The organism is Flavobacterium pectinovorum, assembly GCF_006438875.1.
Taxonomy (GTDB): Bacteria; Bacteroidota; Bacteroidia; order Flavobacteriales; family Flavobacteriaceae; genus Flavobacterium; species Flavobacterium pectinovorum_A.
Map to the genome: position 1 here is coordinate 150,019 of NZ_RCZH01000004.1, position 17,721 is coordinate 167,739.

At 32.5% G+C, this 17,721-nt stretch carries 17 protein-coding genes; 4 read left to right on the top strand and 13 right to left on the bottom strand.

The window, feature by feature from the left end:
• Positions 1–136: 136 nt before the first annotated feature.
• Positions 137–700: a porin family protein gene (locus EAH81_RS06915; RefSeq protein WP_140505250.1), complete on the top strand. Its 564-nt coding sequence runs from the start codon at positions 137–139 to the stop codon at positions 698–700.
• Between the two features lie 53 nt (positions 701–753).
• On the opposite strand, the gene EAH81_RS06920 is transcribed toward EAH81_RS06915, so the two are convergent.
• From EAH81_RS06920 to EAH81_RS06945, 6 genes are all read right to left on the bottom strand, one after another.
• Complete coding sequence (locus EAH81_RS06920) at positions 754–1,359, bottom strand: hypothetical protein (protein WP_140505253.1); 606 nt, start codon at positions 1,357–1,359, stop codon at positions 754–756.
• A 175-nt stretch (positions 1,360–1,534) separates the two neighbouring features.
• Entirely contained in the window at positions 1,535–1,927 is a 393-nt protein-coding gene (locus EAH81_RS06925) for an ACT domain-containing protein (RefSeq protein WP_140505255.1), read from the bottom strand.
• A gap of 21 nt (positions 1,928–1,948) precedes the next feature.
• Positions 1,949–3,205 (bottom strand): alpha/beta hydrolase-fold protein, encoded by a 1,257-nt coding sequence (locus EAH81_RS06930; protein WP_140505257.1) that lies wholly within the window; start codon positions 3,203–3,205, stop codon positions 1,949–1,951.
• Positions 3,206–3,316: 111 nt separating this feature from the next.
• Complete coding sequence (locus tag EAH81_RS06935; RefSeq protein ID WP_140505259.1) at positions 3,317–5,188, bottom strand: M1 family metallopeptidase; 1,872 nt, start codon at positions 5,186–5,188, stop codon at positions 3,317–3,319.
• Positions 5,189–5,890: 702 nt separating this feature from the next.
• Positions 5,891–7,471: an NADP-dependent glyceraldehyde-3-phosphate dehydrogenase gene (locus EAH81_RS06940; RefSeq protein ID WP_140505262.1), complete on the bottom strand. Its 1,581-nt coding sequence runs from the start codon at positions 7,469–7,471 to the stop codon at positions 5,891–5,893.
• 78 nt (positions 7,472–7,549) lie between these two features.
• Positions 7,550–7,861, bottom strand: coding sequence for a rhodanese-like domain-containing protein (locus tag EAH81_RS06945; protein ID WP_140505265.1), 312 nt, complete (start codon positions 7,859–7,861; stop codon positions 7,550–7,552).
• A 532-nt stretch (positions 7,862–8,393) separates the two neighbouring features.
• Between EAH81_RS06945 and EAH81_RS06950 the strand changes: the two genes are divergently transcribed.
• Complete coding sequence (locus EAH81_RS06950; protein ID WP_140505268.1) at positions 8,394–9,020, top strand: Crp/Fnr family transcriptional regulator; 627 nt, start codon at positions 8,394–8,396, stop codon at positions 9,018–9,020.
• Between the two features lie 418 nt (positions 9,021–9,438).
• Positions 9,439–10,224, top strand: a complete 786-nt coding sequence (locus EAH81_RS06955; protein ID WP_140505271.1) for a sulfite exporter TauE/SafE family protein — start codon at positions 9,439–9,441, stop codon at positions 10,222–10,224.
• Between the two features lie 411 nt (positions 10,225–10,635).
• Here the strand turns inward: EAH81_RS06955 and EAH81_RS06960 are convergent, their stop codons facing one another.
• The 3 genes from EAH81_RS06960 to EAH81_RS06970 all read right to left on the bottom strand — a co-directional run bounded on the left by EAH81_RS06960 (position 10,636) and on the right by EAH81_RS06970 (position 12,685).
• On the bottom strand, positions 10,636–11,394 hold the full coding sequence (locus tag EAH81_RS06960; RefSeq protein ID WP_140505273.1) for a glucose 1-dehydrogenase: 759 nt from the start codon (positions 11,392–11,394) through the stop codon (positions 10,636–10,638).
• A 99-nt stretch (positions 11,395–11,493) separates the two neighbouring features.
• Entirely contained in the window at positions 11,494–12,084 is a 591-nt protein-coding gene (locus EAH81_RS06965) for a Crp/Fnr family transcriptional regulator (protein ID WP_140505275.1), read from the bottom strand.
• Positions 12,085–12,268: 184 nt separating this feature from the next.
• Complete coding sequence (locus EAH81_RS06970; RefSeq protein ID WP_140505278.1) at positions 12,269–12,685, bottom strand: helix-turn-helix domain-containing protein; 417 nt, start codon at positions 12,683–12,685, stop codon at positions 12,269–12,271.
• A gap of 292 nt (positions 12,686–12,977) precedes the next feature.
• On the opposite strand from EAH81_RS06970, the gene EAH81_RS06975 reads away from it, so the two are divergent.
• Positions 12,978–13,316, top strand: a complete 339-nt coding sequence (locus tag EAH81_RS06975) for a hypothetical protein (RefSeq protein WP_140505281.1) — start codon at positions 12,978–12,980, stop codon at positions 13,314–13,316.
• A 115-nt stretch (positions 13,317–13,431) separates the two neighbouring features.
• On the opposite strand, the gene EAH81_RS06980 is transcribed toward EAH81_RS06975, so the two are convergent.
• From EAH81_RS06980 to EAH81_RS06995, 4 genes are all read right to left on the bottom strand, one after another.
• Positions 13,432–13,959: a hypothetical protein gene (locus EAH81_RS06980; protein ID WP_140505284.1), complete on the bottom strand. Its 528-nt coding sequence runs from the start codon at positions 13,957–13,959 to the stop codon at positions 13,432–13,434.
• A gap of 52 nt (positions 13,960–14,011) precedes the next feature.
• Positions 14,012–15,088, bottom strand: coding sequence for a cytochrome d ubiquinol oxidase subunit II (cydB, locus tag EAH81_RS06985; protein ID WP_140505286.1), 1,077 nt, complete (start codon positions 15,086–15,088; stop codon positions 14,012–14,014).
• A gap of 2 nt (positions 15,089–15,090) precedes the next feature.
• On the bottom strand, positions 15,091–16,437 hold the full coding sequence (locus EAH81_RS06990) for a cytochrome ubiquinol oxidase subunit I (protein ID WP_140505289.1): 1,347 nt from the start codon (positions 16,435–16,437) through the stop codon (positions 15,091–15,093).
• Between the two features lie 217 nt (positions 16,438–16,654).
• Positions 16,655–17,248 carry an HD domain-containing protein gene (locus tag EAH81_RS06995; protein WP_140505291.1) on the bottom strand — a complete coding sequence of 198 codons (594 nt, stop codon included), beginning with the start codon at positions 17,246–17,248 and terminating at the stop codon, positions 16,655–16,657.
• Between the last annotated feature and the right edge of the window lie 473 nt (positions 17,249–17,721).

Below are 17,721 nucleotides of genomic sequence, written 5' to 3' on the forward strand. Positions count from 1 at the left end.
ACCTGGTATACCTATTCTATTCATTACCAAAAACATAGAAAACCAAAAACTCAGATTAACTCGAAATAAATAAGATAAATCGTTCTATTCTAATTAATAATATTTATTTTTATGTCATCTAAAAACAAATTCAGTTATGAAAAAATTCATTTTAGCAGCATTTCTGTGTATTGGTGTAAATAGTTTTGCACAATTAATACAATTCGGACCTCAGGTTTCTTACAACATAACATCGCCTCTTACTGATGATTTTAGCTCAAAAAGTTCTGGGACCGGTTACGGCGTTGCCGGATTTGCCAGGGTTAATTTATTACTTTTTTATGCTCAGGGCGAACTTGGATATGCAAAATCAAAATTTAGTCTTTCACAAACCGGAATTGGGGAAACTGATTATGAATTAGCGGGAACTGATGCAACTTTACTTGTTGGTTTCAAAATCATTCCTTTAGGAAAACTAGGAAATGTACGCCTTTTTGCAGGATACAACTGGAAAAATTACTCCGATATAAGCACCAATAACAACCTTAATATCATTGCTTTCGAAAAAAACAACAGCAGTATACTTGGTGGTGTTGGCGTCGATTTATGGAAACTGACGCTGGATTACAGATATCTGGCAGGAGTTACAGATCTTGATCCTTCCGGCAGAAATATAAAAACTGCAGTTTCTAATTTTTCACTTGGATTTAAATTCTTATAACAAATGTCTTTTCATTATATAAAAAAGGGAATCAATTTTGATTCCCTTTTTTATTATTTCACTTTAACATAGAATTCTTCAGCATTATTGTTTTGTATCTTATCAATACCATTTTCATCTTTTTTAGCAATATTAATTACATGCAGTTCACTTGAATTATTATTTATTGCACAATGCCAAATAGTACCATTAGACAGGATTATATTCGAGAAGGAAGGATCTGAATCTTCTCCGTTATAATACACCAAATCTTCGGTATTAGTAAGTTTCTGTTCTTGTGTTATCTTATCTTTTTTATAGAATAAAATTTGCATGTTAGTAACCTCAATGAATTCATCAAAAACTTTTTCTTTTTTATAAATTGCCCAACCAGGTTTGTCTCCAACCGATTTCCAGGTACCCAACGCCTGAACCATTATATTGTCTCTTAAAATAGTTCTTAAAACATCTACTTTTTTACTTGATTCAATACCAATTTCGTTATCTGGTATTAACTTGCATGCCATATAAAATAAATCAATAGCATTTATAAAATCGGCCTTTTTATAATAGGAAACAGCTAATTCATATCTGTTTTTTTGAAATGTAATTTTAGAATTGTTTTGAGCGGAAGTTTTGAAAGTAATCAGTAACACAATAAAAAAAAGGGCGTTTCTCATCAAATTTGTATTTTATTTCTCACAAAACTAACTTATTATTCTTACATATAATTATGGTTTACCATATTTATTTATTTTTTAACAAATTGTAAATTTAACGTTAATACAAAAAGGGAATCTGCATATTGAGATTCCCTTTTGTATAATATTTGAATTACAGCAACTTAAAGTAAACTTAGTCCGAAAATGCATTTAGAACTTTCATTGCATTTTGAGTATCTTTTGTACTTACAAAAATGTGGTCGTGATAATAAGCTGCAACAACATTACAACTAATTCCATTCTGTGAAAGCGCTTTGGCAAATGCCGCTGTCAAACCAACTGCTTCCAATGAAGAATGAACAGTAAGCGTTATCCAAGACATTGCAACTGAATATTCCAGATTTAAACGTTCTGCAATTTCTTTTTTCAGAATTAAAGTAATTGCTTCTTTTTCTTTAAAAAGCATCTCGATATCATTCAAATCAAGATTTTCTAATTTCTCCACTTTACAAAAAACATAATCTCCCAAATTATGTTGAGGTTTCATGTTTTTGAGTAATTTTTCCAAATCTTTTTCTCCTGACATTTCCAGTTTTTATTAAATAAATTATTTTAGTTTTTCTAATTTCCCTTTTGTTTCCGGAAAATTTTTATCCAAAATTAATGTTTTTTCATAACTGGCAATTGCATTTTTATTATCACCATTTGCTTCATAAAAATCCCCTAGAGAATCATACACATTTGGGCTTTGAGGATAATTGGCAACATTCAATTTAAATAAATAACCTGCCAAATCCATATCTTTTTTGCTCAAAGACTGATAGGCATAAACATTTATTGTATTTTCAGGAACGGCAACTTTATAACCTAAATGTTTCGACACATCATCATAATGTTTTTCAATTTTGGTGAAAACTGCTTTATTAAAGTTAATTTGCTCCGATATAGAAAGTTTCAACTGATTGAATTTAAATATAAAACGAAGACCGTCATAAGTTGCAATCAATGGCACTGATCCGTGATTATAATCGTTATAATATTTGTAATCATAATTCAGATTGCTTTTTTTATCCTTAGCAAAAAAATCATTCAAATCCAGAATTGATCTGATGTGTCTTGTAAAAACAGCTGTATCTTTTCTAACTTTTACGACATCCATATCGTCATTCATAGTATTTGCTCCAGCCATAAATAGCGAAACATTAGCCAGATTTTTATTCGTTAACTTTTTCTCTGTTTCGGCTATAAATTTTTGATGATCCCACCACATACTTGGGTCAATAGCAATATATGAATTGAATAAATTAGTATGATTAGTCAAAATATTGATCGCTGTCAATCCTCCAAAAGAATGCCCAATTAAGGTTCTGTATGATGCAGCAGGATATTTATTGTCAATGTACGGAATCAGTTCTTTCTCTAGAAACTCAGCAAACTTCTCGCCTCCGCCAGATTGATCGCTTAGACCTTTAGGCACAAACGGTGGATCAACATCTGAATGTGTAGGAGTCAAATCTCTATTTCGATTTGTGTTTGTAATTCCTACTACGATCATTTCAGGACAATTTGTATTTCCGTTTACTTCGCTCATTTCTTCAATAATTCCAACTACTGAACTAAAATGTCCATCGCCGTCAAGTACATAAACTACCGGATATTTTTGTTTTGCAAAGCCGTTATTTTGTGCACTTTTAGGCAAATGAACCCATATTTTTCTGTTCTCATTTAAGACTTTGGAAGAAATACTATCAATTGTTCCAATTTCAATTTTGGTTTTATGCTGCGCAAATGCAAAGCTTGTCAGCAATATAAAAAATACAAAGAATATTTTCTTTTTTCTAAAAGTGTCTTTTAAAATGTTCATCTTCTTAAAATTTATTTTTTGATTATTTAATAAAATCCAAAACCTTCTAATCAATTTATTTTACAAAAAAAATCGCCTTTCCCAGTAGAGAAAGGCGACTTGTTATGTTTATTAATTCGCTGTCCAAGTATTGTTTCCCGGCGTGGCATCCATAAAGATTCCGCCATCTAAAACGACTTGTTTGATTTGCTTTTTATTTTTCAAAATAACTTTTGCCAATTTTTGATTTACTTGCCAAACAGCCGGTGTTTGATGTAAAGTTTCTTTTGTATTATCCTGATAAGTAACAACTAGGTCAAACGGAACCGCAAAACCTCCCACATTTGCAATGGAAACGATATTTTTATCTACATTTCGTACTGAAAGATCGATGTAATTATTTGTAAAAAACCAGTTATTAAAAAACCAATTCAAATTTCTGCCCGAAGCTGTATTTATCGAATTAAAATAATCCCACGGAATTGGATGTTTCCCATTCCAGTTGTCCATATAAGCGTGCAATGATTTTTTGAACAAATCATCGCCTAACATGTCCTTTAAAGCCAGATAAGAAAGAGACGCTTTTCCATATGAATTATTTCCATATCCAGCACCCGAAACTTGTGTAGACATTGTGATTATTGGCTGATCTTCTTCCGTCGACATATCACTTATATAATCTTTTACTCTAAAATCTTTGTAGAATTTATCTGCTGCTTCTTTACCATGTTCTGCAATTCCAATTAAATATTCAAAAGTAGTTGCCCAGCCTTCATCCATAAAAGCATAACGCGTTTCGTTGATTCCCATATAAAAAGGAAAATACGTATGTGCTACTTCATGATCCTGAACTAATTGTGCAAAGATTGGATCTCCCATTTGCGAATCATTACACATCATTGGATATTCCATATCTGCAAAACCCTGAAAAGCTGTCATTTTTGAAAACGGATAAGGAACTCCTGGCCAACTGTTTGAAAAGAAATCCAAAGCATATTGATTATTTTTTACCGAGTTTAAAAAATCAGTTCCTTTTACATCATAAGCCGCCTGAACGCTTGTACGGCGATTTGTTTTTTTATCGACCAAAACACTGCTGGCATCCCATAAATAATGATCACTTAATCCAAAACAAACATCTGAGATATGTTTCGCTTCAAACTTCCAAACGTTCCAATCATTTTGTTTGGTAACTACGCCGCTTTTTAGTTCTGTTTCATTTGCGATATGCAAAATTTCATCTGTAACATAAGATTTTTTCAAACGTTCTGAAAATTCCGGTTGTAAAACTTCATCCGGATTTAATAAATCTCCGGTTGCATAAACAACATAATTCTTAGGCGCTTTTACAGAAAATGTATAATCATTAAAATCATTATAAAATTCCTGACGATCTGTGTGTGGCAATCTGTCCCACATATTATAATCATCAAAAACAGAAACACGAGGATAACTGTACGCTACAAAAAAAGTAGTTTCATCGATTTGTCCTTCTCTTCCACTCTCTTTTGATAAAGGATAATTCCAATCGATAGCAATTGTGGTTTTAGAATGCGGCAGAATTGCTTTATTCATTTTTACATTCCCAACTGTACCCCAACTTCTTGCGTCTTCTTTATAAACATCATCACCAATTTTTAACGAAGTAATCGTTAATCCGTTGCTTAAAAAATCATCACTTACAGTTCCGCTTCTTGGAGAAGATGGTTTATGAAGATTATTGACAAATCGAACCGCGAGATTTCTTAAAGTATCATTACTGTTGTTTTCATAAACAATAGTTTCTGTTCCGCTTACTAATTTAGTTTTTGGATCTACAGAAATATCCATCGTATATTTTCCGTGGTTTTGCCAATAGTTTTTACCTGGTTTTCCGTCCATCGAGCGTGTGCCTTTTGCGTAAGCTTCTTTTATATTTCTAGGCATATAAAGCTCTTGTGAAAAGCTATTTTGTGCCAAAAACAGAAAGGCAATAAATACAAATTGGAATGTTTTTTTTTCCATGAGTGGTTTTAGAATTTTGATTATTTTATACTGATTAAGATATTAGATGTGTTTTTTCAAATAATGTTACAATTCTTTATAAAATTATGCTTTTTTGAATGGAAAGAAAAATATTTTATGCAAGTTCTAAAAAACTTCAAAATTTTAAAGATTAGAACGTTAGAACCTCAGTCCCGTCCCGACGCTTCGGGCAATGTCATTAAGTTAAGGAAAATCTATAATGCTACGGTGAAATAATCCCTCACAGAAGAAGTAAAAAAAAATTTTTTTTCACGCAGATTTAGCAGATTTAGCAGATTTTTTTTAATCTTTTTAATCCTTTAATCTGTGGCTTTAAAATAAAGAAGCTTAACTTAATGACATTGCGCTTCGGGATCCGGATCCGGATCGGGGAATGTTATTAAGTTAAGGCGGAATCTATAAAATCACTTAACAGTTTAATCAAGAAAGTAATTAGAAAAAATCCGTTTTTATCAGCGTTTTCGCTTTAGCGAATCAGTAAAATCAGCGTCTAATTTTGACACAGATAAAACAGATTTACTTCGTAAAAACGCGGATAAAAACGGATTTGATCTGCAATAATTTTATTTTTTAAAAGCTTAACTTAATGACATTGGGCTTCACGATAAAGCCTTAAAACAAAAAAACCGCCTAATTCTAAAAGAAAAAGACGGTATCTACAATTAATATATAACCTCGGACTTATAAAATATAATCGGTATTTATAAAATTCGATTCTTTGCTATTTAATAGCTCTTGCAGAATTTCATTATTATAAGCGATATCTTTTGAAGCCACGAACGTACGAATTGAAAATGAGCGCAAAGCATCAGGAATACTCAAAGTTCCTACTGCTGAATCTTTACGACCTGTAAACGGAAATGCATCCGGACCTCTCTGGCAAGAACTGTTGAGGTTTACTCTACAAACTAAGTTTACTAAAGCATCAATAAGCGGTGCCAAAGTTTTAATATCTTTCCCAAATAAACTTACTTGTTGTCCGTAGTTTGATTCGGCCATATCTTCAAGAGGTTCGTTAATATCTTTAAAAGAAATAATTGGCACTACAGGTCCAAATTGTTCTTCATGATACACACGCATATTTTTATCTACCGGATATAAAACTGCCGGGAAAATATAATTATCAGTATGCTTTCCTCCTTTTTCATTCAATATTTTAGCACCTTTATGTGTAGCGTCGTCAATTAATCCCTGAATATAAGCCGGTTTTTCGGTTTCAGGAAGCGGCGTTAAGGAAGCTCCTTTTTCCCAAGGATTTCCAAATACTAAACCATCAACTTTTTCAGAGAAACGTTTATTGAATTCTTCGGCAATAGATTCATGAACATACAATACTTTTAAAGCCGTACAACGCTGACCATTGAATGACAAAGTTCCTGCAATACATTCCTGAATTGCCAAATCTAAATCGGCATCCGGTAAAATAATCGCGGGATTTTTAGCCTCTAAACCTAAAATCAAACGCAATCTGTTTTTATTTGGATGCTGATCCTGCAAAGCAATCGCAGATTTACTGTTTCCAATCAATGCCAAAACATCAATTTTCCCAGATTTCATTATAGGAGAAGCTACTTCGCGACCTCTACCGTAAACGATATTGATAACACCTTTTGGGAAACTGCTTCTAAACGCTTCTAACAAGGGCGAAATACATAAAACACCATGTTTTGCAGGTTTAAAAATCACTGTATTTCCCATAATTAAAGCCGGAATCAACAATGAGAAAGTTTCATTAAGAGGATAATTATAAGGTCCAAGACACAATACAACTCCAAGAGGTCCACGACGAATCATGGCGTTCACACCTTGTACTTTTTCAAAATGTGCGCTGCGTCCGTTTAGTTCTTTATAACTATCAATCGTATCGTGAATATATTCAACCGTTCTGTCAAATTCTTTTTGCGAATCGCCAAGGTTTTTTCCAATTTCCCACATCAAAAGTTTCACTACTTCTTCGCGGGTTTCTTTCATTTGCCTTACGAAGTTTTCCATGCATTTAATACGATCAACCACTTTCATAGTTGGCCATAAACCTTGTCCTTTATTATAAGCCGCATTTGCAGCTTCAACCACTTCGGCAGCTTCTTTCTCTGCCATAAACGGAATCGATCCCAGTAAAGTTGGTGTATATTTTTCTGTAGATGAAATAGTAGAAAAAACAGGTGTGGTTTGCCCTGTCCATTGTTTTAATTCTCCGTTTACAAGATAAGTATCTTGATTTATTAGGGTTTTAATCTGAAATTCTTCGGGTATTAAACTCATAATTTGGTAATTTATAGTTTGGTTATTAATAGCATTTTAAACAAAAAAAGAGGCTTTTTGCGCCTCTTTTTTTATCTTTTATGGATTCACGGTTTCCCCTTCCCAATCCAGAATTCCACCAAGCAAATTGTAGGCATTATTTATACCTAACTCATTCATAACCTGACATGCTTTAGCGCTTCTGGCACCAGAACGGCAATACACATAATAGTTTTTATTTTTATCTAATTCTTCGATTTCATAAATAAAACCTTGTCCTTTATTAATGTCGATATTTACAGCATTTTCGATATAGCCGTCATTAAATTCGTCTTCAGTTCTTACGTCAAGTATAACTGCATTCTCGTCAGCAGCAAGCTGATTAACCCAATCTTCTTGTGATAAATTCATAATAAATGTGTTTTTGTAAAATTACGACGTTTCTATTAATTAAAAACGTGCCAAATGCGATTTCGATTATTATTCTCAGAAAACGTTTTAGAGAAAGGATTATAATCAGTGAAAGACAAATTTACTTACTATTTTTAAAAATATAGTCTATAAACTCGATCGAAAATAGGATTTTTTCATTTGTACTTTTATGTCTTAAATATAGTTTTCTGACAATTTATCCCATTTCAATCTGCTATCTTTGTATAAAATTGTGCGCTTTAATCTTAATTTGATAAAAAAAGTTCGCCACGAATTTCACAAATTAACACGAATTGTTTTTTTTCTGCCACAGATTAAAATGATTTTAAGGATTTTTATATTTTAGAAAATTCGCAACAAAATAAACACAGTTTAATTAGTGAAAATTTGTGAAATTCGTGGCAAAAAAATATTAGCCACAGATTAAAATGATTTTAATGATTATTTTAATCCGTGAAAAACCCGTTCAATCTGTAAAATCCGTGGGCAATTAGCCAACAAAAATAAACCCATGCAAAATTCCCTTAAAAATATATTCCCTAATTTTTCTCCCGAACTTATTTCGACAATCGAAGAAAACGGAAGTCTGCAAGATTATGAAGCCGGAACCATTTTAATGCGAACCGGACAATATATCAAAAACACCGTTTTGATCACCAAAGGAAAAATCAAAATCTATCGTGAAGGCGAAGACGGCGGCGAATTTCTAATGTATTATCTACAACCCGGACAAGCGTGTGCCATTTCGATGATTTGCGCTACCAAAAGTGAGAAAAGCCAAATTATGGCAAAAGTTGTCGAAGACGTTTCGGTAATGATGATTCCGTTGCAAATGATGGACAAATGGATGATGGAACACAGATCCTGGTACGAATTTGTAATCGAAACCTATAGAAATCGTTTTGAAGAAGTTCTGGAAGTTGTTGACAATATCGCTTTCCGTTCTATGGATGAACGTTTGGAATTTTATCTCAAAAGACATTCCGATGCCTGCGGTTGCTCTGAAGTAAATTTATCACATCAGGAAATTGCTTCCGAATTAAATACTTCAAGAGAAGTTGTTTCGAGATTACTCAAAAAAATGGAACAAAGAGGTTTGGTCAAACTAAACCGCAATCAAATCGAACTTTTGAAATGAAAAAATAAACATTTAATTTTTTATCTGAACCATTAAGAGATTAAGAAAAATTAAGGTTTGCTGCTTAATATGATTTGATCTTTAAATTGGAGTAAAAAATTAAAACATTTATTTTTTATTTGAACCATTAAGAGATTAAGAAAAATTAAGGCTAACTGCTTAATTTCTCTTATTACTTATTAAGATACAAAGAAGCTAAAACTTAACTTTCTTAATCACTTAATGGTAAAATAATTTTCATAGTGACATATGAGGTTTACTGCTTAATTTCCCTTATTATATATTAAGATACAAAGAAGCTAAAACTTAATTTTCTTAATATCTTAATGGTAAAAAAATTAATGTTTAAAACTCCTTATGTGATAAATGTTACTGTGGAATTTCTTTTTACAAACCACCTTTGCAGAAAACAAATGCAATGGAATATTTAGGTTATTTTGCTTCGATCATTATCGGGATTTCTTTAGGCTTAATTGGCGGTGGCGGATCGATATTGACCATTCCTATTTTAGTGTATTTGTTTAAAGTAAATCCGGAGCAAGCCACTTCATATTCCTTATTTATTGTTGGATTGACTGCCATGTTTGGGAGTTACAGCCATTATAAAATGGGAAATCTAAAACTGAAATCGGCATTGTATTTTGCGATTCCTTCGGTGATTTCGATTTTGATTATTCGCGAAGTTATTTTTCCACAAATTGCATCGACACTATTTTCCGTTGCTTCTTATTCGGTTTCCAAAGATTTTCTGATTATGATTATCTTTTCGATATTGATGATTACGGCGGCGATTTCGATGATAAAGAAAAACAAACCCGAAATAAAAGGTGCCGAAACCAATTATACACAATTAAGCATAATAGGTTTCATAGTTGGAATCATAACAGGATTTTTGGGTGCTGGCGGAGGATTTTTAATTATTCCTGCTTTGCTCTTTTTCGCCAATTTACCTATGAAACAAGCCGTTGGAACTTCATTATTGATTATCTCAATCAATTCTTCGATAGGTTTTGGAGGTGATTTATATATCGGAACTCCTATCAATTATACCTTTTTATTAGGAGTTTCTGCAATGGCACTTTTAGGAATGTTATTAGGAAGTCAGCTTTCTAAAAAAATCGACGGAACTAAACTGAAACCAATATTTGGATGGTTTGTTTTGGTAATGGGATTTTATATTATTACTAAGGAGGTTTTGTTTTAGAGTTTTTCTCTCGCAGATTCAGCAGATTCGGCAGATTTTAATTTTATAGAAGTTTAATTTTAGTTTTACTTGTTAAGTAATCTTTGTTAAAGTTTTGAACCAAAAGCGTAAGGAACTTTAATTTGACAAAGATTTAAAAAAAATCACACAAAATAACCACAATCTTGTCATTTCGACCGAAGGGAGAAATCTCACACGGGGATAACGCACTGTTGCCGAGCTACTTTATGTGATTTCTCCCTTCGGTCGAAATGACAAAAATGCTTATATTAACTTTGAGCTTAGGCTTTCGACAAAATTCCTTACGCTCTTGGTTTTGAACTTTGACAAAGATGAAAACTAAAAAATTCAATGACAGAAATAATCCCATCATTGAATTTAATAACTTTTTCTATTCTAATAAAAATCTAATTAGCGTTGTCCGCCAGAAACCGCTATAGTTTCACCAGTAATCCAATAAGAATCATCAGAAGCCAGAAAAACAGCCACTTTTGCAATATCTTCAGGTTTACCAACACGACCAAGCGGCGTTTCTGAAATATGCCATTTCTCTACATCTCCGTTCATAACACCAGAACTATGAGATCCTTCGGTTTCTATTAGGCCGGGATTAATAGAGTTCACGCGGATTTGCTTAGACCCAAGTTCTTTGGCAAGAATACGTGTCATTGCATCAATTGCATATTTGGTTTGCGTGTAAACCAATGAAGTTGGCATATCAAGTGTTGATACAATCGAACCCGTATTAATGATTGCGCCACCTTTGTCTCCAAATAGTTTCACAGCTTGCTGAATTGTGAGAATGCTCCCTAATACATTAATATTAAACATATGATGAAAAGATTCTTCCGTAATATCGTCAATGCCCGCAAAGCTATAAACACCCGCGTTGTTAACCAATATATCAAGTTTACCAAATATTTTAGCAATCTCTTCGAAAATACGTTTTACATCTGCCGATTTTTCAACATTACCTTGTATTGCAATCGCTTTTCCGCCATTACTCGTAATTTCTGCAACAACTTTGTCAGCGTCGTCTTTACTGTTTGCGTAATTAATTATCACCGTTGCGCCCTGATTTGCATATGCTTTGGCAATTCCTGCACCAATTCCTTTTGATGCGCCAGTTATTAAGGCTACTTTTCCTTTTAATTTTCCTAAATTTTCCATCTTTTTTTATTAATTAAATTCTGTTAATTGATAAAGCAAAGTTGGGTATTAAGGCAGGCTGAAAAGTTGAACTATCTTAGGAAAAAAGGTTGAACTACTTCAACTTTTCTTCTTCACTTTTTCATTACGAATTTTCGATAAAAACTCTGTAGTCATATTAAGGTACGATGCAAGGGCATATTGTGGCAATCGTTGCGCCACTTTTGGAAATTTTTCCAGAAAATCATTATAACGTTCTTCTGCATTTTGCGTAAGCATTGCAATAATACGGCGCGAATAAAATGCAGCCGATTTCTCCGCCATTAAACGAAATAACTTTTCAAAATTATAAGCCGAAGATTTAAGTTTTTGCTCCGCTTCATAACCTATTTGTAGAATTACACTATCTTCCAATGCCACTATAAACATAGTCGCCGGAGTTTGATAAACATAACTATTATAATCTGCAATCCACCAGTCTTCGATGGCGAACTGAATGGTATGTTCGCTTCCTTTTTCGTCAACAACATAAGCACGAAAAGCGCCCTGAAGCACATAAGTTCTGTGCTTGTTTACAAACTCAGGCTGAACAATAAACTGTCTTTTCTTTACTTTTCGGATTTTAAATTCAGACAATAAAACCTCCAACTCTTCTGGTAATAAAACGACTTTCTGGTTAATATTTTCAATAAATAAAGTCAGGTCTTCCATGAAGTTTTTAAATTAAAAAGATTGCTTACTTATGAAGTATTATTAATATTGGTGTTTTGGGTATTTTGGGCGTTCCCTTCGGTCGGGCTATCCGCTATATCTTTTTTGTGGCAGAAAAAGCCACAAAAAAGGATATCGCTCCTATCCCTAACGCAAATTCACATGAACTTAAGTCTTTTAGATTTTATTTATTCAAAAGTTTTTCAAGATATTCAACTTTTGATTTTTCAGCCAGAACTAATTCCTTTTCAGCCAGAACCAAACGTTCGTAAAGTTCAACCACTTTATCTAAAGGATTGAAAGTAGCAAACATACCTTGATTGAAACTATTTCCCTGACTTGAACTATTATCGTAAAAATTATTAAAAAAATTAAAAACTGATTCTTCCGAAAAATTTTCAATTGCTTCAACCGTAACTCCAAGAGCTTTTGCAATTTGTTCAAGTTTTTTAGTATCAATTTCCTCGCTTCCTTCAATTCCGGAAATAGCTTGCTGGTTTGAACCAATTGCCTGAGCAAGCGCTTCTTGTTTCATTCCTCTAAGTTCTCTGATTCGGCTAATATTTCTACCGATATGTTTTGGTTTTGTTGCTGTGCTCATAGTTCAAAGATATTTAAAATTCTTAAACGAATTATTAATTTGATAAAATACATATTTACTTTTGTAAGATACCGTTTACGTGTTTCAATAAACTAAACGGATATTCTACATGAGATTGCTTCGTTCCTCGCAAGGACATACGCTACGTCATTGCGATTGGAACGAAGCAACCGCAGTGTTTAATATTAAACTAGAATCTTAGTCAATTTTTGATCTTTACCAAAGATGCTTAACAAACTCTATTAATTATTAAAAATATATTTTCGTTTTTTAAAAATTAGTACATTTAAAAATGGAAAAAAATTTACTACGTCAATTAAAAGACATCCAGATATTAGCTAATTCAATGCTTACACAAGAGTTAACTCATGAAAAAATTGAATACTTCTATAAATATTCAGAAGAAATTCAATTATATATAAAAAACAATATCAATGATGAATTGATCAGTAAACTCTTATCCGAAATACCAAATAAAGAATTCCATGATTTAATAAGAAGTACTAAAGCAGTTGAAATTTTTAACTTCGATATAATTGGTCTGTTTACAAAATCAGAGAATAATGAAGTAGAAACATTGATAAATATATCAAAAGACAAATATGCTTCTATTGAAACATTATTAAAGTGAGTTAGTATCGAACTTTTATTTCAAACAATTCAATGTCTTTAATTTTGTTTTTCGTTTCAATATATCTATCATAATTAATTAAAATAATTTTCTTCTTTTATTAAGATTACAAAATTTAAGATTTTTTAAATGTAATATGTTTTATTTTACTTGGAGGCCAAGGTGGAGGGACAGTATTTTTCAAGTTCCAAAAGTGAATATTCTCTTTAGTTTTAATACGTTTCTGTTTAGCTTCGAATTTGCTTATCCAATCTCCAAAACTATTTACTTCTGTTGGACCACTTTTTCCTATAATAGAAACAGACTTAGTTTTTTCATGTTTATTTAAAATAAAAACTTGAGAACTATCACTTTCAGTTTGAGCATAAATTGATTGTTTCTCTTCTAAATTAAGTTTATTTATTCTCGAAATTAAAGAATCTCTGTCTTGCTCATTTAAAATTAAAATATAATTCTCCAGAGGCAAATCCGGCATTCTTTTTTGGATATACAATGTGTCTTTTCCAGTAAATTTAATAGATGTATTCTCTTGTAAATTAAGATCTACAAATATAAAATCGGTAAAATTTGGAATAAAAACTTCTGCTTTCTTATTACAAGAGTAAAAAAAGAATAGAATAAAAAATGCAGTTATATTTTTCATTAAATGAATATTTTTAGTGCTCTAGTTATAATAAGTTATTTATCGAAAATCATCAATGCTCTCCATACCCAACATCATCCATCTTCCCGCTAAAAACGCGATATTGAATAATAAAATAAACAATCACCAAAAACAAAGCGATAAAAAACCAACTCATTCCGGCGTTTAATCCGTATTCTCCGGCTGCGGTATTATAAATTGTTAATGATGGATTTACATTATTGGTCGAAGGCAAAACATTCGGGAAAATCGAAACCGCTGTCGAAGCAAATCCGCCAACAAGAAATAAGGTCGAAAATATAAATCCGTGACCATCTTTTTTATACGAGCGAACTTTGAACAAACCTACAATCCCAACAAAAGTCATTAAAGGAAAAAACCAAAGAATTGGATTTTCTATAAAGTTATGAAACGGCTGAGGTTCGATAAAATGCCAAATTTGCAACGAAATAATGACTAATATCAAAAGAACAATATTCAGTTTGAAAACCACATTTTTAAGTTGTGCATTCAAAGATGAATTGGTCTTAAAAATAATCCAGTTTGCGCCGTGAATCGTCAAAGCGACAACACTTACAATTCCCAGGAAAAGCGTAAACCAATCTATAATTCCTAATTCATTTGCTTGCGGGCTAAAAGTTGGATTCCACAAAGGCAAAAAGAAAAAATGAGCTTCTTGCGTCGAAACACCATTTGTTACCATTCCGAGATTGACACCGCGAACGATATTTCCCAAAGCAATCCCGAAGAATAATGCCAAAAGCAAACTCGCGATTCCAAATGCTTTATCCCAAATGGCTTCCCACATTGGATGATGAACCTGACCGCGCATTTCTAAACCAATTGCACGGAAAATCAAAAGCCACAAGATCATAATCAGAGGCAAATAAAATCCGCTGAAAGATGATGCATATAAAGTTGGGAAAGCAAAAAACAAAACTCCTCCCGCAGCGATAATCCAAACTTCGTTGGCATCCCAAAACGGACCAATAGCGCTTGTAATTGCTTTTTTATCTTTCTCGTTTTTAGCAAAAAATAAATGAATAATTCCCGCCCCAAAATCATAACCGTCCAATACAATATAAACGGCCAGAATTCCCATTAAAACAACGTACCAAAAAAATTCCATATTTATATTTTTTCTGTTGAAAGTTCGACATTATGAGGTCCTTTATTGATGATTTTTCCAATCAAAAGCAAAAACAACATTCCAAGTAAAAGATACAATCCTATAAAACCTAGTAAAGTAAACAGAGTATTTCCGGACGAAACCGTTGGCGAAGCTCCTGCCGCAGTTCGCAATAAATTATAAACCAGCCAGGGTTGTCTTCCCAATTCTGCCGTGTACCAACCTGTTGTATTGGCGATATACGGAAATGGCATCATAAACATAAGCGACCATAAAATCCATTTGGTTTCGAATAATTTCCCTCGTATTAATTGAAAAAGTGCCAAAACCATCAATCCAATAAAAAGTGTACCAAGTCCTACCATAATATGATATGCATAATACAATCCGGAGATATTAGTTGGATGCAAATCTTCTTCAAACTGGTCTAAACCTTTAATTTCCTGATTCCAATTTCCGTACGTCAGGAAACTCAGAATATTTGGAACCGCAATTTTATTGTCCAGTTTTTTATCTTTTACGTCGGGTTGACCAATCAGGACAATTTCTGAACCTTTTTTCTCCGTATGAAAAATTCCTTCCATTCCGGCAAAAGTTACCGGTTGGTATTTCACTACATTTTTGGCCAATAAATCTCCTGTTGGAACCGCTACAATTATACTCGAAATCAATCCGAAGATCACGCCTGTTTTAAGAAATAATCGTCCAAAAGAAACATTCTTCTGACTCAAAATATAAAAAGCTCCAATTCCAGCCACAACAAATGAACTTGTAACCAGAGAAGCCGCCTGATTGTGTAAATACGAAGGCCACAACCATGGATTCAGGAATAAAGCCTGAAAATTATTAAGGACAAATTTTCCGTTTTCCAAGATCTCATAACCTACAGGATTTTGCATCCACGAATGTGTGGCAATAATTAGAAATCCGCTTGCCCAGGAACCAATGCAAATTAATAGTCCGGTGACAAAATGCCATTTATGCCCAAGTATTTTTTCTCCAAATAAAAAGATTCCCAGAAATGAAGATTCCAAAAAGAACGAGAACATTCCTTCCATTGCCAAAGTCTGACCGATGATTCCGCCAGTTAATTCAGAGAATTTAGCCCAGTTGGTTCCAAATTGAAATTCCATTGGGATTCCAGTTACAACACCCATTGCAAAATTCAGGGCGAAGATTTTCATCCAGAAATGTGTGGCATGATTGTAATGTTCTTCTTTAGTTCTTAGATATTTCCACTTGAAGTAAACAATGATCAGCGAAAGACCCATTGTAAGTTGCGGAAAAAGATAGTGAAAGGTAATTGTGAAGGCGAATTGCATTCGGTCATAAAAAAGCATTTCTTCCATAGCGGTATTTTATTTATGAAGTCCCACAAATTTACCCATTAAAACCCGAAATTCCTGCCTGAAAAAAAAGTTTATCGCTCAACATTTGTTAAACTTTTTAGTGTTGTAAAAACATTTAAAATTCTTTTCACCATATAAGTGATATAAGTAAATATAAGTAGAATGCAATTTTGTGCAAAGCTTAAATGAACTTATATCACTTATATGGTAAAACTAATTATTCCTTCTTTAAAATGCCTTTTTCTACACTTTCATTTATTAAACCTTCTGCGTAATTCCATAAAGTTGCAGAACCTTCTTTTATGACGCTCTTTTTTTCGTAGACTTTTTTATAAGGCACGCCAAATTCTTTCCAGGTTCCGCCATTATTCGATGTATTTTGCAATAAAGGTTCTAATCTGTCCATCGATTTTGCAAACTTGGCTTCGTTAGTTTCTCCCGTTTCAAATTCTTCCCAGATTGCAATCATTTCATCTGCTTGTTTCTTCGGCAATAATCCAAAAATACGATTTGCCGCCAATCTTTCTTGTTCCGTATTATCGTGATTTATTTGCACATCATACAAAAAGATATCTCCAGCGTCGATTTCGACGATATCATGTATCAAAACCATTTTTACCACTTTCAAAACATCAATTGGCTCGTTTGAATGTTCTGCCAAAACAATTGCCATTAAAGCCAAATGCCAGCTATGTTCAGCATCGTTTTCATTTCGGTCGCTATTAAATAACTTTGTTTTTCGCTGGATATATTTTACTTTATCAATTTCTTTTATAAAAGCAATTTGATTCAATAAATCTTCTGTATTCATATCAATGATTTTTGTGGAGTTGTAAAATTACGCAGATTTTTCTTTTTACCATATAAGTTATATAAGTTCATTTTAGCTTTGCGCATAGGTACAGTCTACCTTAAATTTACTTATATAACTTATATGGTGAAATTCTTTTTTTAATTTAAGTAAGTTATATAGGCTCATTTTAGTTTTGCGCATAGGTACAGTCTATCTTAAATTTACTTATATAACTTATATGGTGAAATTCTTTTTTTATTTTAAGTAAGCTATATAAGTTCATTTTAGTTTTGAACACAATAAACAAAACCTTAATTTTTTATTACGCAGTTTTTTTGCTTATCATATAAAAAATATAAATAAATTTAAGACAGTCCATAATTTGCGGTATGCTAAAATGAACTTATATAACTTATATGGTAAAACTCCTCTTTTTTTATTTTAAAAATGAATTTGTGTAACATTAGTCACCTATTTTAAACAAAAACTAG

Bases quoted from the DNA above. Each gene is read 5' to 3' on its own strand.
- EAH81_RS06915 (WP_140505250.1), top strand. From the start codon at position 137: ATGAAAAAATTCATTTTAGCAGCATTTCTGTGTATTGGTGTAAATAGT.
- EAH81_RS06920 (WP_140505253.1), bottom strand. From the start codon at position 1,359: ATGAGAAACGCCCTTTTTTTTATTGTGTTACTGATTACTTTCAAAACT.
- EAH81_RS06925 (WP_140505255.1), bottom strand. From the start codon at position 1,927: ATGTCAGGAGAAAAAGATTTGGAAAAATTACTCAAAAACATGAAACCT.
- EAH81_RS06930 (WP_140505257.1), bottom strand. From the start codon at position 3,205: ATGAACATTTTAAAAGACACTTTTAGAAAAAAGAAAATATTCTTTGTA.
- EAH81_RS06935 (WP_140505259.1), bottom strand. From the start codon at position 5,188: ATGGAAAAAAAAACATTCCAATTTGTATTTATTGCCTTTCTGTTTTTG.
- EAH81_RS06940 (WP_140505262.1), bottom strand. From the start codon at position 7,471: ATGAGTTTAATACCCGAAGAATTTCAGATTAAAACCCTAATAAATCAA.
- EAH81_RS06945 (WP_140505265.1), bottom strand. From the start codon at position 7,861: ATGAATTTATCACAAGAAGATTGGGTTAATCAGCTTGCTGCTGACGAG.
- EAH81_RS06950 (WP_140505268.1), top strand. From the start codon at position 8,394: ATGCAAAATTCCCTTAAAAATATATTCCCTAATTTTTCTCCCGAACTT.
- EAH81_RS06955 (WP_140505271.1), top strand. From the start codon at position 9,439: ATGGAATATTTAGGTTATTTTGCTTCGATCATTATCGGGATTTCTTTA.
- EAH81_RS06960 (WP_140505273.1), bottom strand. From the start codon at position 11,394: ATGGAAAATTTAGGAAAATTAAAAGGAAAAGTAGCCTTAATAACTGGC.
- EAH81_RS06965 (WP_140505275.1), bottom strand. From the start codon at position 12,084: ATGGAAGACCTGACTTTATTTATTGAAAATATTAACCAGAAAGTCGTT.
- EAH81_RS06970 (WP_140505278.1), bottom strand. From the start codon at position 12,685: ATGAGCACAGCAACAAAACCAAAACATATCGGTAGAAATATTAGCCGA.
- EAH81_RS06975 (WP_140505281.1), top strand. From the start codon at position 12,978: ATGGAAAAAAATTTACTACGTCAATTAAAAGACATCCAGATATTAGCT.
- EAH81_RS06980 (WP_140505284.1), bottom strand. From the start codon at position 13,959: ATGAAAAATATAACTGCATTTTTTATTCTATTCTTTTTTTACTCTTGT.
- cydB (WP_140505286.1), bottom strand. From the start codon at position 15,088: ATGGAATTTTTTTGGTACGTTGTTTTAATGGGAATTCTGGCCGTTTAT.
- EAH81_RS06990 (WP_140505289.1), bottom strand. From the start codon at position 16,437: ATGGAAGAAATGCTTTTTTATGACCGAATGCAATTCGCCTTCACAATT.
- EAH81_RS06995 (WP_140505291.1), bottom strand. From the start codon at position 17,248: ATGAATACAGAAGATTTATTGAATCAAATTGCTTTTATAAAAGAAATT.